General features: G+C 42.5%; 20 protein-coding genes. 16 read left to right on the forward strand and 4 right to left on the reverse strand.

Annotated features, from left to right (window positions below):
- Positions 1–28: 28 nt before the first annotated feature.
- From MMO42_RS16225 to MMO42_RS16245, 5 genes are all read left to right on the forward strand, one after another.
- Complete coding sequence (locus MMO42_RS16225; RefSeq protein ID WP_241321322.1) at positions 29–940, forward strand: metal-dependent hydrolase; 912 nt, start codon at positions 29–31, stop codon at positions 938–940.
- Between the two features lie 126 nt (positions 941–1066).
- Positions 1067–2074 carry a putative solute-binding protein gene (locus tag MMO42_RS16230; protein WP_241321323.1) on the forward strand — a complete coding sequence of 336 codons (1008 nt, stop codon included), beginning with the start codon at positions 1067–1069 and terminating at the stop codon, positions 2072–2074.
- A gap of 166 nt (positions 2075–2240) precedes the next feature.
- Complete coding sequence (locus MMO42_RS16235) at positions 2241–4649, forward strand: FdhF/YdeP family oxidoreductase (RefSeq protein WP_241321324.1); 2409 nt, start codon at positions 2241–2243, stop codon at positions 4647–4649.
- Positions 4650–4675: 26 nt separating this feature from the next.
- A complete protein-coding gene (fdhD, locus tag MMO42_RS16240) occupies positions 4676–5464 on the forward strand; it encodes a formate dehydrogenase accessory sulfurtransferase FdhD (protein ID WP_241321325.1) in 789 nt (262 codons plus the stop codon).
- 84 nt (positions 5465–5548) lie between these two features.
- On the forward strand, positions 5549–6490 hold the full coding sequence (locus tag MMO42_RS16245; protein WP_241321326.1) for a Dyp-type peroxidase: 942 nt from the start codon (positions 5549–5551) through the stop codon (positions 6488–6490).
- A gap of 44 nt (positions 6491–6534) precedes the next feature.
- Here the strand turns inward: MMO42_RS16245 and MMO42_RS16250 are convergent, their stop codons facing one another.
- The 4 genes from MMO42_RS16250 to MMO42_RS16265 all read right to left on the reverse strand — a co-directional run bounded on the left by MMO42_RS16250 (position 6535) and on the right by MMO42_RS16265 (position 12751).
- Complete coding sequence (locus MMO42_RS16250; protein ID WP_241321327.1) at positions 6535–6930, reverse strand: thioesterase family protein; 396 nt, start codon at positions 6928–6930, stop codon at positions 6535–6537.
- An 85-nt stretch (positions 6931–7015) separates the two neighbouring features.
- Positions 7016–8416, reverse strand: a complete 1401-nt coding sequence (gene adeC, locus MMO42_RS16255) for an AdeC/AdeK/OprM family multidrug efflux complex outer membrane factor (RefSeq protein WP_241321328.1) — start codon at positions 8414–8416, stop codon at positions 7016–7018.
- A gap of 79 nt (positions 8417–8495) precedes the next feature.
- Positions 8496–11606, reverse strand: coding sequence for a multidrug efflux RND transporter permease subunit AdeB (gene adeB, locus MMO42_RS16260; protein ID WP_241321361.1), 3111 nt, complete (start codon positions 11604–11606; stop codon positions 8496–8498).
- Entirely contained in the window at positions 11606–12751 is a 1146-nt protein-coding gene (locus tag MMO42_RS16265) for an AdeA/AdeI family multidrug efflux RND transporter periplasmic adaptor subunit (protein ID WP_241321329.1), read from the reverse strand. Before MMO42_RS16265 ends, adeB begins: the two co-directional genes overlap by 1 nt.
- 143 nt (positions 12752–12894) lie before the next feature.
- On the opposite strand from MMO42_RS16265, the gene adeR reads away from it, so the two are divergent.
- The 11 genes from adeR (at position 12895) to MMO42_RS16320 (ending at position 25416) form a co-directional block, all read left to right on the forward strand.
- Positions 12895–13626 carry an efflux system response regulator transcription factor AdeR gene (gene adeR, locus MMO42_RS16270; RefSeq protein WP_241321362.1) on the forward strand — a complete coding sequence of 244 codons (732 nt, stop codon included), beginning with the start codon at positions 12895–12897 and terminating at the stop codon, positions 13624–13626.
- A gap of 43 nt (positions 13627–13669) precedes the next feature.
- Positions 13670–14749, forward strand: a complete 1080-nt coding sequence (gene adeS / locus MMO42_RS16275) for a two-component sensor histidine kinase AdeS (protein ID WP_241321330.1) — start codon at positions 13670–13672, stop codon at positions 14747–14749.
- A 220-nt stretch (positions 14750–14969) separates the two neighbouring features.
- On the forward strand, positions 14970–16325 hold the full coding sequence (locus MMO42_RS16280) for an LLM class flavin-dependent oxidoreductase (RefSeq protein WP_241321331.1): 1356 nt from the start codon (positions 14970–14972) through the stop codon (positions 16323–16325).
- An 89-nt stretch (positions 16326–16414) separates the two neighbouring features.
- Complete coding sequence (locus MMO42_RS16285) at positions 16415–17464, forward strand: NADP(H)-dependent aldo-keto reductase (protein ID WP_241321332.1); 1050 nt, start codon at positions 16415–16417, stop codon at positions 17462–17464.
- Between the two features lie 439 nt (positions 17465–17903).
- Entirely contained in the window at positions 17904–19427 is a 1524-nt protein-coding gene (locus tag MMO42_RS16290; protein ID WP_241321363.1) for a DUF3138 domain-containing protein, read from the forward strand.
- A 24-nt stretch (positions 19428–19451) separates the two neighbouring features.
- A complete protein-coding gene (locus MMO42_RS16295; RefSeq protein ID WP_241321333.1) occupies positions 19452–20519 on the forward strand; it encodes an ABC transporter substrate-binding protein in 1068 nt (355 codons plus the stop codon).
- Between the two features lie 77 nt (positions 20520–20596).
- A complete protein-coding gene (locus MMO42_RS16300; protein WP_241321334.1) occupies positions 20597–21850 on the forward strand; it encodes an MFS transporter in 1254 nt (417 codons plus the stop codon).
- 1 nt (position 21851) lies between these two features.
- Positions 21852–22691, forward strand: coding sequence for an ABC transporter permease (locus MMO42_RS16305; RefSeq protein WP_241321335.1), 840 nt, complete (start codon positions 21852–21854; stop codon positions 22689–22691).
- Positions 22692–22702: 11 nt separating this feature from the next.
- Positions 22703–23491 (forward strand): ABC transporter permease, encoded by a 789-nt coding sequence (locus MMO42_RS16310; protein WP_241321336.1) that lies wholly within the window; start codon positions 22703–22705, stop codon positions 23489–23491.
- A 12-nt stretch (positions 23492–23503) separates the two neighbouring features.
- Positions 23504–24589 (forward strand): ABC transporter substrate-binding protein, encoded by a 1086-nt coding sequence (locus tag MMO42_RS16315; protein WP_241321337.1) that lies wholly within the window; start codon positions 23504–23506, stop codon positions 24587–24589.
- Complete coding sequence (locus MMO42_RS16320) at positions 24586–25416, forward strand: ABC transporter ATP-binding protein (protein ID WP_241321338.1); 831 nt, start codon at positions 24586–24588, stop codon at positions 25414–25416. Before MMO42_RS16315 ends, MMO42_RS16320 begins: the two co-directional genes overlap by 4 nt.
- Positions 25417–25449: the final 33 nt, after the last annotated feature.

Consider the following 25449-nt stretch of genomic DNA (forward strand, 5'->3'; position numbering starts at 1 on the left):
AAATGAAGGTTGTAAAGTTGAGGTCAATATGAATGCGATTACTCATCATCATAAACTGGTTGCACGACCTGTAAAGTTTGATTTTTCTAACTCTCCTGTGCAATGGATTCCAAATGATCCAGTGTGTTCTCATCTGATCAATGGGATTAATTTAATCTTACCAGCAGGTGAGTTTTGGTTCTGTCGTGTATATAACAAGGCTTTACCTTATGTAAAAGATCCGATTCTCATGGATGACGTCAAAGGTTTCATTCGCCAAGAAGCAACCCATGCACGAGCACATCAAGGGGCACAGGAATTTCTGAAACAGCATGATTATGATTTGGACCCCGCGTTTAAAAAAATTAACTGGATCTTCGGTATTTTGTTAGGCGAAAGCCCTTTAGGCATTAAACAATTAGAGGTTAAGCCATTAGAGCATTTCTGGTTAATTACACGAGTGGGTGTGGTTGCTGCTATTGAGCATTTTACTGGCGTACTCGGACAATGGTGCATGGACAATAAATCATGGGACAAAGCTGATCCTGTCATTGCCGATATGTTCCGTTGGCATTTGGCAGAAGAAGTCGAGCATCGTTGTGTTGCATTTGATTTATTTAAAGAAATGCTACCTAACCCGATTCTTTTTTATCTTTATCGCCAGTTCTTGATGGCCTTGGTTTTTCCGATTTTTATTTATGTATTGGCAGACGTTGGTCGACACTTAGGTAAGCAAGATCCAGATCCAGCTGTAAAAAAGATCGCGAATAAGAGCTTATTTGGCATTTTGTCTACCTATAACAAACAAGCCAAAGCGACAGACAATGGACCAACATTAACGTTTTTAACTCAAGCAACGATCCGTTGGATTTCTCCGAAGTTTCATCCAGAAACGGAAGGAAACACGCAACAAGCTTTAGATTATTTGGCACGTTCACCTGCTGTTCAAGCCTTAAAATAGGGACTGTAATTATAATTTTTTATAATTCAGTATAAAAATAACGATGATATGGATTCGTTATACATAAAAGACACATTGAGTGTCTTATGAGGAAAACAAACATCAAGTTTGTAGAAGGAAGAAAATATGAAAAAAATCGCACTTGCTATCGCAACAACTTCAATTTTTAGTGTCTCTGCTTCGACCCAAGCAGCGATTGACGTTTGTGTTTTTGATATTTTAGGTAAGTCTGGTGAGGCTTATAAAATGATGCAAGACTGGGCACTGGCAGCCAAAGGCTGGGGCGCAGATATTAACCTTTTGGCGATCACCGATGAACAGGTGGCAGATAATAATTTTAAAGCAGGGAAATGTGCTGGCGTGGCAATGACGTCAATGCGTGCCCGTCCATATAATAAATTTGTAGGTTCAATTGATTCTTTAGGTGGCGTACCGAGTGATGAGATCGCGAAACGTGCCATTACCTTCGTATCTGACCCTCGTAATGCAGCGAAAATGACCACCAATTTGGGTGGTAATAAATATGAAGTGGTCGGCATTTCTCCACTAGGCTCAGCTTATATCTTTGTCCGCGATAAAAGCATTAACTCAATAGAAAAAGCAGCAGGTAAAAAGTTTGCGGTATTGGGGTATGACGATGCACAAAAACTGATTGTACAACGTGTTGGCGCACAAGCGGTGCTTTCCGATATTTCCAACTTTGCTGCTAAGTTTAACAATGGTCAGGTGGATATGATTGGCGCGCCAGCTTATGCATATAAACCTTTGGAGTTAAGCAAAGGTTTAGGCACCAATGGCGTCATGTATAATTTTCCTGTATTACAAGTGACTGCAAATCTAGTGATCCGTCCTGAGAAATTTCCCGCAGGTTTTGGGCAAAAATCCCGTGATTGGTCGGTAAAACAATTGCCAAAAATATTTGCAACGATTAAGCGTTTGGAAGCTGAAATTCCTGCAAAATATAAAATGAACTTAACCCCAGAAGATAAATTGAAATACCAAAAAATGATGCGTGATGGTCGTATTGAACTGACTCAACGTGGTATTTACGATGCGGGCATGATGTCTGTATTAAAGAAAGCACGTTGTTCAGTGGATAAAGCCAACTTTGAATGTGCTTTAGCTGGCGAGTAAGGGTCGCTATTTTTACCAAATGATGAATAAAGCCTAGTTCAACTGGGCTTTATTTTTTACTGAACATTTAATGCCATGAGACAAATCAGGAATAGAAAAGAAGCAAAAATCATGTTAATCCTAGCTGAGTGATAAATGAAAAAATAGCTCAGACGAGGGCAGTCTAATGGATAACTCAGAACAAACCATTCATAAGCAAGAGAATAATGGCTACGCGAGAATTGAGCCTTATACTCAGCCCGCAGGTGGCTGGGGAGCATTACTGAGTGTTGCACGCAATCTCAAACGTCAAGATATCCTCAAAAAAGGTTCAATCACATTACTCAATATCAATCAGCCAACAGGTTTTGATTGTCCTGGTTGTGCATGGCCTGAGAAAAAGGATGCACATGCCTTTAACTTTTGCGAGAACGGTGCCAAAGCCGTTGCATTTGAAGCCACCAGTAAGACGGTTACGCCTGAATTTTTTGCCCAACATACGGTTAGCTGGTTATCCGAGCAGAGTGATTTTTATTTGGAAGACCTTGGACGTTTAACCGATCCAATGCGCTATGACCCCGTCACGGATAAATATGTTCCGATTTCTTGGGATGATGCATTTCAACTGATTGCCAAACATTTACAAGCGCTTGATCATCCTGACCAAGCCGCATTCTATACTTCTGGTCGTGCCAGTAATGAAGCGGCTTTTTTATACCAGCTTTTTGTCAGAAGCTTTGGAACCAATAACTTTCCTGACTGTTCCAATATGTGCCATGAAACCACCAGTGTCGGTTTAAAAGATGCGATTGGCTTGGGCAAAGGTACGGTTATTTTGGATGACTTTGATCAGGCTGATGCCATATTTAGTTTTGGCCACAATCCAGGCACCAACCATCCTCGCATGTTGGCAACCTTGAGAGAGGTGTCCAGACGTGGAGGCAATATTGTTGCGATTAATCCAATCAAAGAACGTGGTTTAGAGCGCTTCCAAGATCCGCAAGCCCCTTTGGAAATGATGACCAATGGCAGTACGCCAATCAGCCGTTACTATTTTCAACCAAAAATTGGCGGTGACTATGCGCTGATGTTCGGGGTGATGAAACATTTATTGGAGTGGGATAAAAAGGCTCTTGCCAATGGGAAACATAGCGTTTTCGATCGTAGTTTTATTGAAATGAATACTATGGGTTTCGATGAAATGTTGGCGGAGATTGAACGTACTACTTGGTCTGAAATTCATAAACATACTGGGCTTTCACCTGAGCATTTAGAATCAATTGCCAAGATGTATCTAGAGGCAAAAACGGCTATTTTCTGTTGGGGGATGGGAATCACTCAGCATCGTCATGGCACCGCCAATATTCATATGCTGGCGAATCTGATGCTGGCGCGTGGTCATATTGGTCGCCCGGGTGCAGGTTTGTGCCCAGTACGTGGCCATAGTAATGTGCAAGGTGACCGTACCATGGGCATCAATGAAAACCCAAGTGACAAAATGCTGGATAGTATTGATCGTGTATTTGGAATTAAATCACCGCGTAAACATGGTTTTGGCGTGGTCGATACCATCAAGGCGATGTACGAAGGCGATGTAAAAGTCTTTATTGGTCTAGGCGGTAATTTTGCGGTCGCAACGCCTGATACACCTTATACCCAAGAAGCTTTACGCCGTTGTAATTTAACCGTCAATATCACCACCAAGTTGAATCGTAGCCATCTGGTGTGTGGTCAGGATGCATTGATGTTACCTTGTCTGGGACGTACCGAAGTGGATATGCAAGTGCATGGACCACAAGCGATTTCAGTAGAAGATTCGATGAGTAATGTGCATCTTTCAGCAGGACGAAATCCACCGATCTCTGAAAATATCTTATCTGAACCCGATATTGTAGCGCGTATGGCAGAAGCAGCTTTACCTGACAGTAAAGTGAAATGGCGTTGGTATGTTGAAAGTTATGACCGTATTCGTGATTCGATTGCCGATGTTTTTGATGAGTTTCATGACTTCAATCAACGGGTCTATCAACCGAGTGGTTTTCATTTAGAACATCCTGCCAATCAGCATGTCTGGAATACACCAAGTGGCAAAGCACAATTTTTGATGACGCCATTGGCCGAAGTATATGAAGACAAAGAAAATCAGTATGCCGCAGCTTATAGTGAGCAACAAGTTTATACATTGATGACGACACGTTCGCATGATCAATACAACACTACATTATATGGTTTGGACGACCGCTATCGCGGTGTATTCGGGCAACGTCGAGTGTTATTTATGAATCAAGCAGATATTGATGCAGCAGGCTTTGAGGCTGATCAATGGGTCGATATCGAAAGTGTCTTCTCGGATGGGGTTAAACGGATTGTCCATAGTTTCCGTATCGTGCCTTATAACATCCCGCAAGGCAGTCTGGCGGCTTATTATCCTGAAACCAATCCATTGGTAGCATTGGGCAGTCATGATAAATACGCCAAAATTCCGGCATCAAAAAGCATCCCTGTAATCCTGCATGCGGGTCAGGCACCTGAACATTTTAACTTAGCGATTGCAGTTGATCCTGAACACGCCAATGAACGCGTGAGTGGCGCATAGTTGCACGGATAGCGAAGAGGTCAATTTTGGATACCAAAACACGTGGCTATGAAACGGTGCAAGTGCATCGTTTTCATCAGGATAGTTCTGAAAATGAAATGGATTATATTGTTCAGGAGTATCCTGTTGCACTGATTTACAATGGAATTTCCCATGCCGTGATGATGGCAACACCGTCAGACCTTGAGGTATTTGCCAAAGGTTTTAGCCTGTCGGAAGGGATATTACATAGTCTAAGCGAGCTATATTCACTTGAGATTCGTCACAATACATTAGGGGTTGAAGTCGATATGACGATTTCCTCTCGTGCATTTATGGCGCTCAAAGAGCATCGCAGAATCATGGTGGGACGTACAGGCTGTGGTTTATGTGGGATTGAGAGTTTAAAACAACTCTATTCCGAGCTGCCGTTGGTCAGTAGTAAAGTTCCATCTGTGTGGCTTAATCAAATTCCAAGTGCCATTGCTCAACTGAAAGCCAGACAAAAAATTAGTGAATTAACCGGTGGCGCACATGCTGCGGCTTGGGTGGTGAAAGGACAAATTGTGGCGCTCTTTGAGGATGTCGGGCGACACAATGCCTTAGATAAATTACTCGGCCATCTGGCAGAGCAAAAGTTGAATGTTTCGGAGGGTTTTGTGGTGATGACCAGCCGTGCCAGTTATGAGCTGATTCGCAAATGCGCACAATACAATATTGGACTATTGGCGACAATTTCTGCACCGACCAGTATGGCGATTGAGATGGCAAAACAGTTAAATCTGACCTTGGCCAGTTTTTGCCGTGGAGATAGCTTTGTTTTATACACGCAATAATAGTAAAAATTTGTGATTTGCTTGATCTCTAATGCATTGATTTGTGTAGGATATGAGCATTAAGTTTTTTTATTCCCAAATATTATGAATACACCTTTAAGACCTCAACCTGTGATCAACAATCTTTCAGGTGAAAATGCTTTATTTATCGTACTTGGCATCAACACCAACCCAGATCATTCAGGGGTGATTGATTTTCTCGCCAATTTTTCAGCCTTAGTCCGCAGCCTGACCAATCGTTTTCCGAACAGCAATTTCAGTGCTTCGGTGGGGATCGGCTCAAATGCTTGGGATTTACTTTTCCCTGATCTAAATAAACCGAAAGAATTGACACCATTTCAAGAGATCAAAGGGCCAAGACATACTGCGGTCGCGACAACAGGTGATTTATTCTTTCATATTCGTGCCAATCAAATGGCAATTTGTTATGAACTTGCCTCAATTTTGCATGAGCAATTAAAAGAGGATACCTATCCAATTAGTGAGACCAAGGGTTTTAGATACTTTGATGGTCGCGCGATTATTGGCTTTGTGGATGGGACTGAGAACCCTGAGCATGAAATTGCCAAAGAGATTGCTTATGTCGGTCAAGAAGATGCCGAGTTTCTGGGCGGTAGTTATGTGTTTATTCAAAAGTATTTACATAACATGGAAATGTGGAAGGGCCTAAGCACTGAAGAACAAGAAAAGGTGATTGGTCGAAAGAAATATGATGACGTCGAGCTTGGCGATGATGTCAAACCACAAAGCGCACATAATGTCGCAAGTAAGGCACATGATGCGGATGGGAACGAGCTTAAAATCTTAAGAGCCAATATGCCATTTTCCAATCCAACAGAAGGAGAATATGGCACGTTCTTTATCGGATATTCACGTTCTTTTAATATCACCAAAACCATGCTGGAGAATATGTTCTTGGGCAAGGAAACGGGGCATATCGATCGTTTACTCGATTTTAGTACCGCAGTTTCAGGCAGCTTATTCTTCGTTCCAACCTTTGATTTTCTCGAAGATTTAGGCGAGTAAGCTTGATCCGCTGAAATGAATACGTTTATTTCAGCGGGAAATATTTATTGGCTAATTAGGTATTGTTGTAACTGAACACGGAATTGATCTGGGATACGACCTGATTTTTGCGTGCTGAAATCAAAATACACCTGAACCGCTTTGCCACGCGCCACACAGTGATCATTTTGCCAAGCTTCATGCGCAACGATGAATGAAGAATTTCCAATCTGTTCAATCCAAGTTTTGATTTCGATATCAGCGCCGTAATAGATTTGGGCAACAAAATCGACTTCAACCCGTGCCAGAATCAAAGGCAGATTTTTGATTTCCATGCTTGGGTTAAATAGGCGGAAAACCGGTTCACGCGCAGTTTCAAACCAACCTGTGATGACAGTATTGTTGATATGTCCGAAAGCATCGGTTTCATAAAATCTGGGTGTAATCGAAAGTGTAAACATAGATCAATGGTTATTTTCTCATTTAAACCCAAATACTATAAGGGCTGAGTCTGTAAAAATCAGCCCAAATAATCGACTTAAGCGTTTATGAAGCCCGAGATAATCCACCACCTAAAGCTTTATAGAGTTCGATCTGATTATTTAACTTGGTTTGTTCCAGCATCAATAGACCTTGCTGAGCTGCATAAGCAGAACGTTGCGCATCCAACACGGTCAGATAACTGTCAATGCCTGCTCTAAAGCGAGCCGTAGATAATTTATAAGTGGTATCGGTTGCTGAAACCAAACGGCGTTGAGCACTCAAGCGATCTTCAATATGGGCACGGGCAGCAAGGGCATCATTAACCTCTCGAAAAGCGGATTGAATGGCTTTTTCATAGTCGGCAACTGCAATTTTTTGCTCTGTTTCAGAAATTTTAATATTGGCTTTACGCGTTCCCCAGTCAAAGATTGGAAGATCAATACTTGGCCCAACTGACCAAGAGAATCCCCCTGATTTAAATAAATCTTTGAGATCTGTCGATGCATATCCCGCTGAACCTGTCAGACTGATGGTCGGGAACATGCGTGCTTTCGCTGCACCAATATTTGCACCAGCAGCAAGCAGCTGATATTCAGCAGCTTTTAGGTCTGGACGATGATTGAGTAAATCACTGCTTAAGCCCGTTGCAAAACTACTTTCAGCACTGATATTTTTCACGGCTTGATTCGGCAGGAGATTTTGAGGAACAGCTTGACCAGCCAATAGATCCAGTAGGTTTTGTGCTTGTGACACTTGGGTCTTATAAGTCGCGACATCATTTCGGGCTGTTTCAACCGAAATCTGCGCCTGACGTAAAGGAACTTCACTGTCAATCCCGACATCAAAGCGTTTTTTGTTGAGGTTATAGGAATCGAGTTGTGCTTTTAAGGTCTGCTCAGCCAGATTTAAATTGGCCTTTGCATAGGCATAATTCAACCATGCTTGGCTGACCTGACTCACTAAACTAATTTGAGTGGCATCTCTGGCACTTTGGGTGGCGAGGTAATTATTCAGCGCTGCGTCTTTTAAACTTTGTACACGGCCCCAAAAGTCTAACTCATAAGCAGTTACGCCAAGTCCTACCTGAAAGGTGGAATAAGGATTATTTGGATTTACAGTAGGGTTGACTTGTCGTACGGCACTGCCAGTTGCTCCGATGGTCGGTAACTGGTCATTCTTGCTGATTTGATATTGTTGTTGTGTACGTTGGATATTCAGTGTTGCAGTACGTAAATCACGATTGTGATTTAAACTGATTTCGATCACTTTTAATAAACGTGAGTCAGAAAAAAATTGTTGATAACCCTGGTTGGCAATCGAAGTTCCAACTGTGGTTTGAGAAAAATTTTGTGGAATATCGGATTTAATCACAGGTTTTGGTGCCTGCATATTCATACACGCTGTCAAGGCCATTGAAAGCGTAGAGACAAACAGGCCACGAGATAAGACAGTCACATTAGACATGGTCTTCTCCAAATAAGATAAGGATAAATACAGAGGAGGAGTCAGAGAAAATCATTCGATTCCCTCTGCTCAATGTCAGTTAAGATGGATTTTTTTGCTTCGAAGAAAACAGCTTTTCAACTGCACCCAGAATGAAAATGAAGAACACGGGTACAAAGAAGATTGCCAAAATTGTCGCTGAAATCATGCCACCAAATACACCTGTACCTAAGGCATGCTGTGTTTCCGAACTGGCACCAGAAGCGATCACCAATGGAATCACACCACAGGTAAAGGCCAGCGAAGTCATCAAAATCGGGCGTAAACGAAGTTTAGCTGCAGCAACGGTAGCCTCGACTAAACTCATGCCTTCTTCTTTCAGCATCTTGGCAAATTCGACAATCAGAATCGCGTTCTTGGCGGATAAACCAATAATGGTAATCAGGCCAATTTTAAAGAACACATCATTCATCAAGCCTCGAGACATAATCGCAACCACCGCACCAAAGATACCCAAAGGTACAACTAGCATCACCGAAAGCGGAATTGCCCAACTTTCATAAAGTGCAGCCAAAACAAGGAATACCACCAGCATAGAGAGTGCAAGTAAGAACGCCATTTGTGACTCAGACTGTTTTTCCTGCAAGGAAATACCTGTCCATTCATAGCCGATGCCTTTTGGCAATTTGGCAATCAGGTTCTCCATTTCACGCATCGCATCACCTGATGAAGTATCAAAGTTTGGGATACCTGCAATACTCAACGATGGGCGACCGTTATAGCGGTTATATTGCTGTGGTGCTTTATTCCATTGCGGTGTGACCACTTCAGATAGCGAGACCAATTGACCATTTGAACCCATGACTTTCAGATTCAGAATATCTTTTAATTGCATCCGTGACTTGGCATCGACCTGTACAATGACTTGTTGCATACGTCCCTGATTTGGGAAGTCATTGATATACATAGAACCCATTGAAGTAGAAATGATGTCAGAAACATCTGCGAACTTCACACCAAGAACATTCAATTTTGCACGGTCAATTTTTAAAGAAATATTGTCACCTTGCGGTAGACCCTCATTCCAGACCATATAGAACTTTTTATTCTTGGCTGCCATTTCCATTAACTGGTCTTGTGCAGCTAAAAGTGCAGGCATCCCTAAGTTGGCACGGTCTTGTAAGCGTAAGCTGAAACCTGAAAAAGTCCCAAGTTCATCAATGGCAGGCGGAAGCACAGCCATGGTTGCGCCTTCTTTACTATGTGCCATCGTTTCATTGACAGCATTGGTCATTTCGCTTGCACTTGACGTACGCTCTTTAAAATCTTTGAGCGTGGTAAAGGCAATACCTACGTTTTGACCTGCACCACTGAAACCCCAGCCCATAATGGTAGTGTTACTTTTGACATCCGGATTGTCTTTTAGACTGTTTTCAAACTCATTGACCACGCTTCGTGTTCTTTCGGCAGTGGCATCAGAAGGTAACTGGAACGAAGTCAGGAACCAGCCTTGATCTTCCTCAGGCATAAATGCTGTAGGCCAATACTTCATGCCTGCAAAGGTAAGGCCTGTAATGACCACAAAAATCGCCATCATTGGAATGCTATGTTTGATCACTTTCAGCAGAATCAATTCATACTTTTTAGTGACTTTATCGAAGCTACGGTCAAACCATGCAAAGAAACCTTTCTTTTGATGATGTCCATCAATCGGTTTGAGGATGGTGGCACATAGTGCAGGGGTCAAAATCAATGCTAATAATGCTGAGAACAGAATGGACACTGACATGGTTAAGGTAAATTGTTGATAGATAATACCAACCGAACCACTGGCAAATGCCATCGGTAAGAATACTGCGGCCAAGACCAAGGTAATACCTATAATCGGGCTGGTGATTTCCTTCATCGCCTTGGAGGTAGCTTCTTTCGGTGGCAGGCCTTCAGTTGCCATAATCCGTTCGACATTTTCCACCACCACAATCGCATCATCGACGATAATCCCGATGGCGAGTACCATACCAAACATGGTCAGTACGTTAATCGAGAAGCCTGCAAGCAGCATGACTGCAAAGGTACCCAATAGCGCAATCGGTGCAACAATGGCTGGAATTAAGGTATAGCGAACATTATGCAAGAATAAATACATCACAATGAACACTAGAACCATGGCTTCAAGTAAGGTATGAATTACTTTTTCGATTGAAATTTTAACGAAAGGTGCAGTGTCATAAGGAATGCTGAATTGCATGCCTTCAGGTAAATTGAGTTTTAATTCTTCAATTTTTGCTCTGACACCTTCAGCTGTTTTCACCGCATTGGCACCCGGACTGAGCTGAATCGCAGCAGCCGTTGCAGGTTTGCCATCTTCTAAAATCGCAAAGTTATAGGCCTGTGAACCCATTTCTACATTGGCAACGTCAGATAGTTTAATGACACTACCACTGGTCTTACTTTTGAGACTGATATTTTTAAATTGTTCAACATCACCCAACTGACCTTCAGCAGACAAGGGGATCGTGATTAATTGACCTTTGACTGCTGGTAGATCACCGAGTCGACCGGGTGCGATCTCGACGTTATTTTCGCGGATCGCATTATTGACATCACTAATCGACAGACCGTAAGACACCAGTTTGTTTGGGTCAACCCAGATACGCATGGCTTTTTCTGCACCGAAGGATTGAACTTTACCTACGCCTTCAACACGTTTCAGTTCTTCGACCACGTTACGGACCAGATAATCACTCAAGTCAACTTCAGAATATTGCCCATTCGGTGAGTTGATTCCAACCAACATCAGGAAGCCTGATGACGAAGCTTCAACCTGTAAACCTTGCTGGCGAACCACTTGAGGTAGACGTGCTTCAACAGCCTTGATCTTGTTTTGTACATCGACCTGTGCCATTTCAACATCGGTACCCGGTTTAAAGGTCGCAGAAATCTGAGCCGTACCAGAGGTATCCGTAGTCGCGCTATAGTAAAGCAGGTTTTTAACCCCAGATAATTCTCGTTCGATCAAAGTCACAACGCTGTCATTGATCGTCTTTGGAGTCGCTCCTGGATATACCGCGCTAATGTTGACTTGAGGTGGCGCCACACTTGGGAAGCGGGCAATCGGTAATTTGGGAATACTCAGTAGCCCAAATAAAATAATGAAAATCGCAATCACCCAGGCAAACACAGGGCGGCGAATGAAGAATTGTGACATCATCATTGAGCTCCTTGTATTGCAGGGACTTTCCAGTTGCTGATTTCAAGTTTTTGATTCGGCTGAATACGATCAATACCTTCTACAACCACTTTATCGCCTGTTTTAAGGCCTTTATTGGCGATATAGAACTGATCATACTGTTGCCCCAACTCAATTGGGCGAATCTCTGCTGCACCTTTACTATTGATCACATACACTTGTGGCTCGCCATTGATGTTGCGTTGTACCGCTTGTGCTGGAATCAATAGAGCTTGTGGAACAGAAGCACGGTCAATATTCACACGTACGTACATACCTGGAAGTAACTTTCTTTCAGGGTTTTGAACTTCGATCCGAATGGTGACATCGCCAGTTTCTGGATCGACATTAATGTCTTCAAATAGCATTTTGGCGGTGACGTTATACGCTTGACCATGGCTATTTGAAATACGTACCGTTTTTTCATTATTGGCAGATAGTTCACCACTTTGTAGCGCAGCCTGTAATCGTTCATATTCACCAATCGACTGTTTTACATCAACATAAACCTTGTCGATCTGTTGTACAGTTGCCATGGTATTGGCATCACCTTGGCTGACCAATGCACCTTCGGTCACAAAAGATTGTCCAATACGACCCGAGATCGGGGCACGTACCGTGGCATATTGCAGATTCAAGTTTTGACGGGTAAGTAGCGCTTTCATCTGGGCAACATCGGCTAAGGCCTGACGATATTCGGCTTGGGCATTACTGACTTCTTGTTTACTGATCGCATTGCTTGGCAATAGTTGTTCATAGCGTTCTAACTGAACTTTTAAACGTACCACTTCAGCCTCAGCCTTATTCAGTGAGGCGCGATTACTGTTCACATCCGCTTGGAAGGTTTCAGCGTTAATTTTATATAGCGCTTGGCCAGCTTTGACTTCACTGCCTTGTCGGAATAACACTTTTTCAATAATACCGCCGACCTGAGGGCGAATCTCAGCAGTTCTGAAAGCCTGTACACGTGCTGGCAAGTTTTCGCTAAAGTTCACCGCTTGAGGTTGAAGATTTAAAACACTCACTTTTGCAGGGGGCGTTTCAGCTGGCTTTGCCTCATCAGAACCACAGCCCTGTAATACAAGCCCGATGGATAAAAATAGTGGAAGTAATAGATGCTTTTGCATTCTGTCCAAACCTTGGGAGTTTTTGATGCTGACATTATTTTCCAGCTTTGTGTAACCAACATCGGGGAAGTGTGGAAAAAGTGTGGAGATATACAGATAAATCAGCGTATGATGAATCGATTGTTTTATTGATCTGGATCGTTATGTTTGAGCATTCCTTTTCTTTCGATTGTCACGACAAACTTATTCTTGTGGTAGAGGATGAGTATGATATTGGCGATATTATTGAGCACTATCTCAAGCGTGAAGGGATGAGTGTTATTCGGGCAATGAATGGTAAACAGGCGATTGAAATCCATGCCGCACAAACAATTGATCTCATTGTGTTGGATATAAAATTGCCTGAACTGAATGGCTGGGACGTCCTCAGTAAAATTCGTCAAAAGGCGCAAACCCCCGTCATTATGCTTACGGCATTGGATCAGGAAATTGATAAGGTCATGGCATTAAGAATTGGTGCGGATGATTTTGTAGTCAAACCTTTTAATCCGAATGAAGTTGTGGCTCGCGTTCAAGCAGTACTGCGACGAACACAGCAGAGTCAGCAGGTACTTAATAGAAATCTAAGTTATAAAAATATTGAAATTAATACCGATATTCATAGTGTTTATATTCATCAGCAGCATAAAAAAGTGATGCTAAATTTAACCTTAACTGAATATAAAATCTTACTGCAAATGATTGATCATCCTCATAAAGTATTTACTCGTAGTGAGTTGCTAAATCACTGCTTACCCGATAGTGACGCTTTGGAGCGTACTGTAGATAGTCATGTCAGTAAATTAAGAAAAAAATTAGAGGAGCATGGATTGCAGCAAATGTTGATCAATGTTCGAGGTGTGGGTTATCGACTCGATCATCCGCAGGAAATATAGTGTAGCCAAAAGATCAGCAGGCAAGTTATCTGGAAAAAATGTTATGAAAAGTCGCTCAGGAATCAGTAAACAGCTCTTTATTGCCTTAAGTATTGTCAACTTAAGCGTGACACTTTTTTCAGTTTTTCTAGGCTATTTCATTTATAACTATGCCATTGATGTTGGTTGGATTACGTTAAGTTCTTTACAGGGAGATTGGACGGAATTCCATTTTGTCGATTGGATTTGGCTTGGTACGGTGGTGTTTTGTGGTTCAGTGATTTCATTGATTATTGGTATGCATTTAGCACAACGGTTTATCGTACCGATTAATTATTTGGCCGAAGCAGCAAAGAAAATTAGCCACGGTGACCTTTCCGCACGGGCAGACGACAGCAAGATTCATTCTACTGAAATTGCTGAACTGATGAATAATTTCAACGATATGGCAAAAAAACTAGAAAGCTCGGTTGAAAATGCACAGGTCTGGAATGCTGCAATCGCACACGAGTTGAGAACACCAATCACGATTTTACAGGGACGTTTACAAGGGGTTCTTGATGGTGTTTTTAAACCCGATGAGGCCTTATTTAAAAGCTTATTAAGTCAGGTAGAAGGTTTGTCACATTTGGTTGAAGACCTACGGACACTGAGTCTAGTGGAAAATCAGCAACTCAGATTAAATTATGAAAAGATTGATTTTAAACTGCATGCGGAAAAAGTTTTAAAACTGTTCGAAGATCGCTTGGCAAAAGCCCAAATTATCCCAGTACTGGATGTCAGGGCCTCATTTATACATTGTGATAGTCGGCGTATTGAGCAGATACTTATTGCCTTGATTGAAAATGCAATTCGCTATGCAAATGCAGGAACACTTAAAATTTCTACGCAGTGGGTGGCAGATGATTGGGTGCTGAAAATTGAGGATCAAGGTCCAGGTATTGCCCCAGAATATCAACAAGACCTATTTGATCCATTTTTTAGACTGGAACAGTCACGAAATAAAGAATTTGGTGGCACGGGTTTAGGTCTAGCCGTTGTCCACGCGATTGTGGTTGCGCATAAAGGTTCAATTGAATATAGCAATCCGAATCAGAATAGTGTGTTTAGCATCAAGTTACCAATAACGACATCCTCAGAATAAATCCAAAATGTGGATGACAGTAGATTTACTTCAATGAAGTTTTATCGACGAGCATTGTTGATTTTCCACCACCCCCTCAACAGAATCATGCTGTTGCTGAAGCATAGCTAAAACGACTATTTTTTAATTATTTGATATTTATAAATAAAAATATGGCACCCAATTTGTATTCATCACAGTGAAAGATGAATTGTGTTGAACAACAAATTTGGAGCAGAACATGAGTAGAAAAATTCGATTGGGTGCATTTATTCCAGCAACTGGACAACATATCGCTGCATGGCGACATCCAGAATCGCAACCGACAAAAGCTGTTGATTTTGATTTTATTAAAGAACAGGTACAGTTAGCTGAAAAAGGCTTATTTGATGCTTATTTCTTGGCTGATGGTTTAGCTGTGAATTTCGGACAAGCAGAAAAAACGGGCTATAGTGATAAAGTGGCTGGCTTTGAACCCGTCACACTATTTGCGGCTTTATCAACAGTAACCAAACATATCGGGTTTATTGCAACTGCGTCGACAACGTATGAAGAACCGTACTTATTGGCGCGTAAATTTGCTTCACTCGATCACCTCAGTCATGGTCGAGCTGGATGGAACGTGGTGACTTCTGCTTCGGAGGCTGCTGCCGCAAACTTTGGTTATGAACAACAAATTCCACATGCAGAGCGTTACGAGCGTGCACAGGAATATGTTGAGCTGATTAAAAAACTTTGGGATAGCTGGGAAGATGATGCCTTTATTCATGATAAGGCATCAGGTGTTTTCTATAATCCCGAAAAAGTTCATAACCCGAATCATCAAGGCAAATACTATGCCGTAAAAGGTGCTTTGAATGTGCCGCGTACGCCTCAAGGTTACCCCGTCATTGTGCAGGCAGGACAGTCAGGGCCTGGGCGTGATCTTGCAGCACGTTATGCAGAAGTCATTTTTACCGCCAATCAAAAACTGGAAGATGCACAAGAGTTCTATCGTGATGTAAAAAGCCGTTTAGCGAAATATGGACGCTCAGCGGATGAACTTTTAATTTTACCCGGGGTTTCTGCATTTGTGGGGCGTACAGAAGAAGAAGCGCGCGCTAAATATCAACAGCTTACGGACTTGATTCAACCAGAAGCAGGGCTTGCTTTACTGAGTGGTTTAAGTGGTGGCTTTGATTTTTCAGGCTATGATCTAGATGGTCCATTCCCTGAGTTAGGTGAAGGGCAAGGAATGGTGAGTCGTCCTGCTTTAATTGCAGATATTGCCAAGAAAAACAATTTCAGTATCCGTCAGCTCTATGAGTGGGTTGCTGGTGCACGTGGACATTGGCAACTGATTGGCACACCTGAACAGATTGTCGATCAATTACAACAATGGTTTGAAAATGAAGCTGCCGATGGCTTCAATATTTTGCCACCAAGCACGCCAGCAGGCTTGAATGATTTTGTCGAGTTGATTGTGCCAGAGTTACAGCGTCGTGGTTTATTTCGTACCGAATATGAAGGAACAACGTTGCGCGAAAACTTGGGACTGGCACGTCCAGAAAATCAATATGTCCTTGCTCGACAGGTTGAAAAAAACAAAGCCAGTTAAATTCATGTTAAAACTGAAGCATAAATTAAAGAAACAAGGGCGACCATTAACAGTCGCTCTTGTGTCATCACAATTGAATTGAGTGAAAAATGCAATATAGAAAATTAGGTCAAACTGATATTGATGTAAGTGTGATTGCGCTAGGTACGATGACTTGGGGTGAACAGAATTCTGAATCCGAAGCACATGAGCAGTTGGATTATGCCGTGGAGCAAGGCGTAAATTTGATTGATACCGCTGAAATGTATCCAGTACCACCGAAACCTGAGACACAGGGCTTAACTGAAAAATATATAGGGACATGGTTAAAGCAGTCACAGAAACGGGACCAAGTCCTGATTGCCAGCAAAGTGGTAGGCCGTTCAGGGAAACTCACCCAAGCTTCGCATTTTCGTTCAGGTCAAACCAAGCTAGATCGCGCTAATATTGAAACTGCACTGCATGATAGCCTGCAACGTTTGCAGACGGACTATATTGATATTTATCAACTTCATTGGCCAGACCGAAGTACCAATCATTTCGGTGAATTGGGCTATAACCATGTTGAAGATGAAGATACCGTTCCAATTTTAGAAACGCTGACTGTTTTGTCTGAACTCATTCAAGCAGGCAAGATCCGACATATTGGCTTATCCAATGAAACCCCATGGGGCGTGAGTCAGTTTTTGAAGTATTCCGAAACCTTGGGCTTAGCACGGGTTGTGTCTATCCAAAATCCCTATAATTTATTGAACCGTAGTTTTGAAATCGGTAATGCTGAAATTGCAATCCGAGAACAGGTGGGTTTGCTGGCGTATTCACCTTTGGCATTTGGTGCATTGACGGGTAAATACTTAGATGGGGCGCAGCCAGCAGGAGCACGTTTAACCTTATGGGAACGTTTTGCACGTTATAAAGGTCAAGCATCTGAAGATGCAATCCGTCGTTATGTTGCGTTGGCGCAGCAATATGATTTAGATCCTGCCCAGTTGGCTTTAGCCTATGTGAACAGCCGCCGTTTTGTGACCAGTAATATTATTGGAGCGACCAATTTACATCAGCTCAAAACCAATATTGAGAGTATTCACCTACAGTTATCTGATGAGGTCATTCAGGGGATTGAGCAAATTCATCAAGCGCATCCTAATCCTGCGCCTTAAAACATAAGGAATATCGTTCAATTTAATCTCTTCTTTTATTCAGGACAGCTGAGTCATTCCAGCTGTCCTTTTTTATTTTCAGATAAGCATATCGCTGTACGATTCAAATATCTAAAAATAAGAAATAAAAACCTGAAAATATGCTGTTTTTGTATAAGCAGGGTGTTGGAAAATCAACATGGCTTCAACAGAAAAATAGAGATGAGGTTTTATAAATTTATATAAAAAACAAACATTTAATAATTGGCATGCTGCTTGCAAATATCTTGGTATATGAATCAAAGATTGATTTTATGCAGGCTGAGGAGCACAGGATGAAGATGTTGCGTTGTTGTATGGAAAGTTAATTTCTCTCTCATTTTTTAATTCATTTCATTGGGATCTTTTTTCGGTGTGCTTGCTTATTCAGTCACACATCGGATTTTTTTACTCAAATTTTATTGTTTTAGTTTTAGGGGCTTTATTGGTGAAAAAACATCATCTCTCTTTATCGATTGCTTTGAGCATTGCAACACTTTTGGGAAGCGGCACAGCTCAGGCAGCAGAAGATATTGATACTACATTAGCGCAATTACAGGTGCAATTGACGGCATTACAGCAACAGGTCAATGCGTTAAAGCAAAAAAAACAAGCTTCAACCGAGGTCGGTGAGGCAGCACAGCTTGCAGCTCAAGATGAAACATCAGCTGATGCTCAGGAAGAAAATACTGAACATAGCTTTGCAACTCAAAGCGAATTGGCTGGTTTTCGGAGTGATTTAGAAAACTATAAGTATGATCAATCACGCCAATATGAGCGTACTTCGGTGAAATCAACTCGAGATACGACTTTGTATGGAACGGTACAAGTCCGTGCACAAACACAAAGTCGGGATACCTCAGCTGGAAATCCTGCACCGGTTACACCACGCCGTAATACGTTTGATATCCCAACGGCGTTATTTGGCGTACGAGGAAATTTATATCGAGATTATAAAGAAGGCAAAAACTTAGATTATCAATTGTCTTTTAGCTACGGCAAACGTACAGGTACAGCGGGTAGTGCCAGTGATTTGAATTTGGCCGATGCATTTTTACGCTATAACTTTACTTCAACCAATGGTGGTCCCGAAGTCCCTCGTTTAAACGTGACGCTTGGACAACAACTGATTCCCTTTGGCTTAGACCCGCAATCTCCAGAGGATTTACGGCCGACCATCAACGTTGCAACAGGACTGGCGCAATTGGGTTTATTCAATCGCCAGACAGGTCTGATTGTGCGTGGCGATGTAAAACCATTTGTTGATTATTCATCAAACTATCGAGCGCCATTATTTGAATATGCTTTGGGTGTGGTTAATGGAAATGGGACCAATAAAGTCGATGACAATGACAAGAAAGATTATATCGGACGGGTCGCTTTCACTTTACCTGTTGATTATGCCAGTTGGTTCCGTGAGCTGAAATTTGGTGCTTCGTATCTCAAAGGCAGTAAAAATGTCATCGCAGGCAGTAATGTTCTCGATGGTAACGGTCGCAATGATCGTTTAGGTTTCGATATTTACTACAACCATGCACCGTTTGGCGTGACTTATGAATATGTCAAAGGACTCAGTGACTATGCAACGGCCACAGGCTCTACCTCAGAAGTAAAGTCTGAAGGGCATACCGCAACCCTGTTTTATACCTTTGGCGATCAATTTTATAACAGTGTGAAATCTGTTGCGAAGTTTGATGACTTCTGGCCGAAATCAATCCAGACCTTCTATCGCTATGACAGCTACAACCCAAATAAAGGTGCAGATGTCATTGGCATTGCTGGGCAAGGACTTGGCAAAGTCGATATTCATACTTTGGGCCTAAATTTCTTCTTTGCACAAACCACAAAATTCCAATTAGGGCTGAATCGCTGGAGCTATGACCACGAGACAGCTGCGCAAAAAGACTTCTCGGAAGTACAAGCGCAATTCCAATACACCTTTTAATGTTCCAATATGAGTAATGACACAATGAAATTTTTGACAAAACATTTATTTATTGGTGCAACGGCAGGTTTGCTGGTTGCCACCAGTTTCTCAGTTTTTGCTGAAAGCAATCCCACAGAAATTCGACTGGGGGTTCCTGGTGCAGGGGTAGGTGGAAAACCCAAAGTTGGGGGAAGTGCTTATGCAAGTGCGAACTTACGTGGCATTTTGGAAAAAGAGTTTGCCAAAGACGGCATCAAGGTGAAATGGAGCTTTTTCCCAGGTGCAGGTCCAGCATTAAATGAGGCATTAGCCAACAAAAAAGTTGATTTTGGTATCGGGCATGGTGATTTGCCTTCGATTGTCGGACGTTCAACAGGTTTGAAATCCAAACTGTTATTTGTGACGGGGCGTTTTGGACCTGTTTACTTTGCAGTGCCATCGGATTCAGGTGCGAAAAGTCTGGCAGATTTAAAAGGCAAAACCATTTCTGTATTTAAAGGCACCAACCAACAGCTGATTTTAGGGCGTTTATTCCGTAAATACGGATTCACTGAAAAAGATTTCCGTGTAATTAGTCAGGACTTTTATTCAGCTCAAACCTCACTATCAACAGGTGATATTGATGGTCTGATTACCAGCCCGTGGACATTGGAAGCACGTGGTGTGGCAAAGCGTATTTTAGAAGTGCGTAAAGATCCAAACCTGAATGGTCCGTTGGTGGCATGGGTCAGCGAAGATTTTGAAAAGAAATATCCACAAATTGTACAGCGTGTGGTGACCACATTTATCAAGGATAACGTGTGGAGCTCAGATGAAAAGAATCGTGATACGCAGTACAAGCTATGGGCTCAAAGCGGTGTGCCTTATCTTGACTATAAAAAAGACTGGGATGATTACTCGCTGAAAGATCGTAACTCACCATACCTTGATGATTACGCAGTCAACTCTTTAAAGAAATCAGTTCAGCAGTCGATTGATTACAAACTGATTCGACGTCCAGTGGATGTGGATTCTTGGATTGAACCGAAGTATCTCAACACGGCAATTCAAGAACTGAGACTGGAAAACTTCTGGCCAAAATTTGATGTGAATGGCAACCGTAAAAAGTAATTGTGATCTGGGTTGAGCCAAGGGCGTGTATGCCTTTGGCAAGCCAGTTTATTTGTTCACCATTTTAGGAATGACCTATGCGTCAGGAATCGGTTGCTCAGGCTGAATTGGGTCAGTGGCACTTTGTATTGGGCTTTATTGGCTTGGCATTGTGTGCAGGCTTGGGCATTGGTATTGCGAAAATCGTGACCTCGTTATATGCGGTGCAGTTAGCTGCGAATGAGTTTGAAATGGGATTGATTGCCGCAGTACAGAGTTTAGGTATTTTGCTGATCGGATTACCAATTGGTTTGTTAGTACAGCGACACGGGCCTAAGACAATGTTTGTGTTAGGAAGTTTTCTCGCAGCAGTGGTGTATGTCACGGTGCCGTTTTATCCAGCGGTTTGGTATCTGATCTTATGTACTTTCCTTGTTGGGCTATGTATGCCAATGCGGTTTGTTTCGCTCAATACAGTGTATATGCAGCATTTAAAAAGTATAGGTGCTGCTAGGGCGGGATGGTTTAGAGGCACGCATATGATGGGCTTCTTTCTGGTTGGTCCGTTATTGGCCGTGAGTTTAGTAAGTGGGGCTGGATTCTCAGGCGCATTTTGGTGGATTGCGGTACTTTTTTTGCTACCGATAGTGTTTGCACCATTGGCCTTTGGATCAAACTCAACAGAGATCAGTCAAGCGCAACAGAACGAGGCCTTTAGCCTTGCCGTAATTGCCAAGCAATTGGTTTTATTAAAACAAGATCAGGCTTTACGACGTACCAGTCTAATTGAAATGGCGAGCAATGCCGTGATGGCGTACTACGGTTTTTTCATCATTGTTATTGCAATCAAAGACTTTGGTTTGAGTGAAACGATTGCTGCCAGTTTGGTGACACTACAGGGTGCGGTGTTTGTTGTGGCCTTATTTACGACAGGTACTTTACTCGCACGCTGGGGGATAAAACGCTTTTATCAAACGGGTTTTGCCTGTGTTGCAGTGGCATCTGTGGCCTTGGGTATTCCCAAAGTTCCAGCGCTGTTGTGGATGGGTGCTGTGATTTTGGGTTTGGGGCTTGCGATGTTGCATATTGTCAATTTCACCATGTTTGCCAATGTGGGTGAACGCTTGGGAATGGCAAAGGTTTCTGGATTAACAGCAATGGCAGGACCTGCGGGGGCTTTGCTAGGAAGCATAGTAGGAGGCTGGCTAGGTCACTACTGGGGCTTACAGTCGATGTTTCTTATTTCAGCAGTTTTATTTGGCGGGCTGATCGGCTTTGCCCAGCAACTTACACAAGTTTTTACAGCACCGCCCGTAGAGATTGAAATGTATTCAGAAATAGAGGGTCAATAAAATGAGTAGCATCGAAACTCAATTAGAAAATGAACACACTTGGCAGCGAATTAATTTATCCCCTTGTTTCAAGCAAATCGGCATATGGGCAGTTCGTATTTTATTGGCTTTGGTTTTACCTGGGATCGCTTTGGCGGTTTGGCATTATGCTTTTCAGAAGCAGTGGTTACCTGAACAAATTTTGCCTAGTCCTGCCTTGGTTTGGCAAACCACGTTAGAACTGATCGATACGCATGAGTTACAGGATAATTTATGGATTAGCTTAAAACGGGTTGCTTGGAGTGTCTTGGTGGGCGGCAGCATCGGGTTGTTATTGGGTTTTCTGATCGGTTTATCACGTCTCGCACACAAGTTCATTTACCCAACTTTTAATCTGATTGCGCAATTTCCAGTGATTGGCTGGATTCCATTACTCATGATCTTTTTGGGTATTGATGAAAGCTTAAAAATTGCAGCGATTTCACTTGCGGTATTTGTGCCTGTATTGGTTGCGACTTATCGCAGTGTTTTGAATGTGCCTCCACATTTATTAGAAGTCTCGCAGGTGTATCGCTTTAGTGCGTGGCAGCGATTTCGTCGTGTCATTTTGCCTTCTGCTTTGCCCAATATTGTCAGTGGTTTACGTCAAGGGATTATGCAGGCGTGGCTGTCACTGGTTTTTGTCGAACTATTAGCCAGTAGTGAAGGAATTGGTTACCTGATTGTGTGGGGACGGCAATTGATCCAACCCGACATTATTTTTATGGCTGTTATTGTGATTGGGATCGTGGGTTTTGTTCTAGATCATATTTTGGGTTGGGTTGAACGCTGGTTTAGCCATTGGCAACGCAGTGCATTTTAAGGGGATTGAATATGTCTATTACGTCTACATCCAAACCAAGATTTAATTTCAATTATTTAAACGTTTATGGTTTGGTCCTCCCGATTGTTTTCATTGTGTTGTGGGCGATCGCATCCAAGTTGAATTGGGTCAATCCTAAACTCATTCCAGCACCATTTGAGGTGGTGCAGATCGCAATTCTTCAATTTCAGCAGCAAGAGTTTTGGACAGGTTTAGGCGCGAGCCTGTTCCGTGATCTGACCGGTTTTGTCATAGGCAGCATTCTGGCCATTATTTTTGGCATTGTCGTTGGCGTTTCACGTTGGGCCAATTATTTATTTTTGCCCAGTTTTAATGTATTGCGGCAGATTTCTTTGTTTGCATGGTTACCGTTAATCACCACCTTTTTGGATTATGGCAATAGCGCGAAAATTTTATTCATTGTGCTCTCAGTTTTTTATCCCGTGGCTTTACATACCATTGATGGGGTCAGACAAATTCCATTGCATCAATACGAAGTTGCCAAAGTCTATCAATTCAATGCTTGGCAGACCTTGAGCAAACTGATTTTACCTGCGGCAGCCAGCCAAATCTTTTTGGGCTTACAACTGGGTTTGATTTTCGCTTGGGTAGCGACCATCGGGGCAGAGTTTTTATTGGCAAACTATGGTGTCGGGCTGGGCAATATCGTGATTCGTGGACGGGCTGCTTTAGATGTTGGTCTGATTGTATTTGGTTTAATCGTGATTGGTTTTATCGGTGTGGCGTGGAATAGCTTAGCCAACTTAACTGAGCGTCGTATTTTGGTTTGGCGACGTTAGGAGAATAATAAAATGAAACAACAGAATTTTCGGCAGTTTTTCAAACGGCATTTTAAATCGCTTGGGCAGATTAGCGTATTGAGTTTAATGGCAATCAGTCTCATTGCATGTAGTAAACAATCAGATATTCCTCCCAATCAGGTACATGAGCTTCGTTATCAATCTTTAACCAGTGTGGTTTCATTACCAGAACTGGCTGAAGACTTGGGTTATTTAGGTGACTTAAAGCTGAAATATGTTGGCAGTGTGCAAGGTGGTCCTCAGGACTTACAAGCACTCACGACGGGCGATGTGGATGTTGCAACGGCTTTTGATGGCGCAATCATCAAGCTTGCAGCAGCAGGGATTAAGATCAAGGCCGTAGTTGCCTCTTATGGCAGTGATGATAAAAGTTGGGTCGGTTATTACGTTCCGAATAATAGTCAGATTCATTCAGCGCGTGATTTGATCGGCAAAAAAGTGGCTGTAAACACATTGGGTGCACATTACGAATTTGTCTTGAAAGACTATTTGGCACGTCAAGGTTTAAGCAATGACGAAATCAATCAAGTGGAATTTGTTGTATTGCCGCCTACCAACACAGAACAAGCCTTACGTGCAGGACAAGTGGATGCCGCAGCGCTGGTTTCTATTTTTCAAGATAAGGCCTTGGAACGTGGTGGTTTAAGAAAACTGGTCTCAGACACGGATCTGTATGGCAGTTTTACCGCGGGTAGTTATGTCTTTACTGAAAAATTCATTCAGCAGCACCCAGAAGTGGTCAAGCAATATGTAACAGGTGTTGCCAAAGCCGTGGAATGGACCAAGCAAACACCACGAGAACAAGTGCTCGCCCGTTTTAAAAGCATTATTGAAAAGAGAAAACGCAATGAAAGCGATGTGCTGATGCAGTACTGGCGCAGCTATGGGGTAGTCAGTCAAGGTGGGTTGTTAAATGCAGCACAATATCAACGTTGGATTGACCTATTTGAAAAACGGGGTGAGTTCAAACCCAATCAGGTTAAGGCAGATGCTTTATTTACCAATCAATTTAATCCCTACGTAAGTGTAAACAAAAATGTAGCTGACGATCAGCACAGTAAGGAGCAGAAGCAATGAGTACAAAATTAAAAATTGAAAATGTTTATAAGTCTTTTGCTGCCAAAAAAGTCAAAGGTGCAAAAGTCCAGGCCGAAGATTTTGTGGCAGTCGAAAATTTATCTTTAGAGGTTAAGGCGGGTGAATTTGTTGCCATTGTTGGTCCCAGTGGCTGTGGAAAATCAACCTTACTCGATCTTTTGGCTGGTTTAACGACACCAAGTTCAGGTCAAATCACCATTGATGGGCAAGCCATTAAGAAACCGGGTTTAGATCGCGGTATCGTCTTTCAGCAATATGCTTTATTTCCGTGGTTAACGGCTTTAGAAAACATTGAATTTGGATTGGATGCAAAAGGTGTTGATAAACAACAGCGTTATCAAACGGCAAAGTATTTCTTAAATCTGGTTGGGCTTGCGGAATTCGAACATCATTATCCAAATGAACTTTCGGGTGGCATGAAGCAGCGCGTCGCAATTGCACGGAGTTTGGCCTATGACCCCGACATTCTATTGATGGATGAACCTTTTGCTGCACTCGATGCACAGACCCGCGAAACTTTACAGGCTGAACTGGTCAAAATTTGGCAACAGACCCAGAAGACCATCATTTTTATTACACATAGTATTGATGAAGCGATTTATTTGGGACAGCGCATTGCCATTATGACCTCGCGTCCCGGACGCATCAAACAGGTGATTGAAGTACCAGTTGAGCTAAGAAGTGATCAGGAGGATGTCCGTTCCAGCCCCGAATTCAGCCAACTGCGTCATCAGATTTGGAGCTTGTTACGTGAAGAAGTATTAAAAGCCCAAGAGCAGGAAAAACAAAAGCAGTTGGTCGCTTAAGCACAGCGTATTTTAAAGATTAACAAGAAGCAG

Origin of the sequence: Acinetobacter sp. ANC 3882, from assembly GCF_022549545.1 — a bacterium.
GTDB lineage: Bacteria > Pseudomonadota > Gammaproteobacteria > Pseudomonadales > Moraxellaceae > Acinetobacter.

Excerpts from the sequence above, each read along its gene's own strand:
- MMO42_RS16225 (WP_241321322.1), top strand. The coding sequence starts at position 29 with ATGAATGCGATTACTCATCATCATAAACTGGTTGCACGACCTGTAAAG.
- MMO42_RS16230 (WP_241321323.1), top strand. The coding sequence starts at position 1,067 with ATGAAAAAAATCGCACTTGCTATCGCAACAACTTCAATTTTTAGTGTC.
- MMO42_RS16235 (WP_241321324.1), top strand. The coding sequence starts at position 2,241 with ATGGATAACTCAGAACAAACCATTCATAAGCAAGAGAATAATGGCTAC.
- MMO42_RS16245 (WP_241321326.1), top strand. The coding sequence starts at position 5,549 with ATGAATACACCTTTAAGACCTCAACCTGTGATCAACAATCTTTCAGGT.
- MMO42_RS16250 (WP_241321327.1), bottom strand. The coding sequence starts at position 6,930 with ATGTTTACACTTTCGATTACACCCAGATTTTATGAAACCGATGCTTTC.
- adeC (WP_241321328.1), bottom strand. The coding sequence starts at position 8,416 with ATGTCTAATGTGACTGTCTTATCTCGTGGCCTGTTTGTCTCTACGCTT.
- adeB (WP_241321361.1), bottom strand. The coding sequence starts at position 11,606 with ATGATGTCACAATTCTTCATTCGCCGCCCTGTGTTTGCCTGGGTGATT.
- MMO42_RS16265 (WP_241321329.1), bottom strand. The coding sequence starts at position 12,751 with ATGCAAAAGCATCTATTACTTCCACTATTTTTATCCATCGGGCTTGTA.
- adeR (WP_241321362.1), top strand. The coding sequence starts at position 12,895 with ATGTTTGAGCATTCCTTTTCTTTCGATTGTCACGACAAACTTATTCTT.
- adeS (WP_241321330.1), top strand. The coding sequence starts at position 13,670 with ATGAAAAGTCGCTCAGGAATCAGTAAACAGCTCTTTATTGCCTTAAGT.
- MMO42_RS16280 (WP_241321331.1), top strand. The coding sequence starts at position 14,970 with ATGAGTAGAAAAATTCGATTGGGTGCATTTATTCCAGCAACTGGACAA.
- MMO42_RS16285 (WP_241321332.1), top strand. The coding sequence starts at position 16,415 with ATGCAATATAGAAAATTAGGTCAAACTGATATTGATGTAAGTGTGATT.
- MMO42_RS16295 (WP_241321333.1), top strand. The coding sequence starts at position 19,452 with ATGAAATTTTTGACAAAACATTTATTTATTGGTGCAACGGCAGGTTTG.
- MMO42_RS16300 (WP_241321334.1), top strand. The coding sequence starts at position 20,597 with ATGCGTCAGGAATCGGTTGCTCAGGCTGAATTGGGTCAGTGGCACTTT.
- MMO42_RS16305 (WP_241321335.1), top strand. The coding sequence starts at position 21,852 with ATGAGTAGCATCGAAACTCAATTAGAAAATGAACACACTTGGCAGCGA.
- MMO42_RS16310 (WP_241321336.1), top strand. The coding sequence starts at position 22,703 with ATGTCTATTACGTCTACATCCAAACCAAGATTTAATTTCAATTATTTA.
- MMO42_RS16315 (WP_241321337.1), top strand. The coding sequence starts at position 23,504 with ATGAAACAACAGAATTTTCGGCAGTTTTTCAAACGGCATTTTAAATCG.
- MMO42_RS16320 (WP_241321338.1), top strand. The coding sequence starts at position 24,586 with ATGAGTACAAAATTAAAAATTGAAAATGTTTATAAGTCTTTTGCTGCC.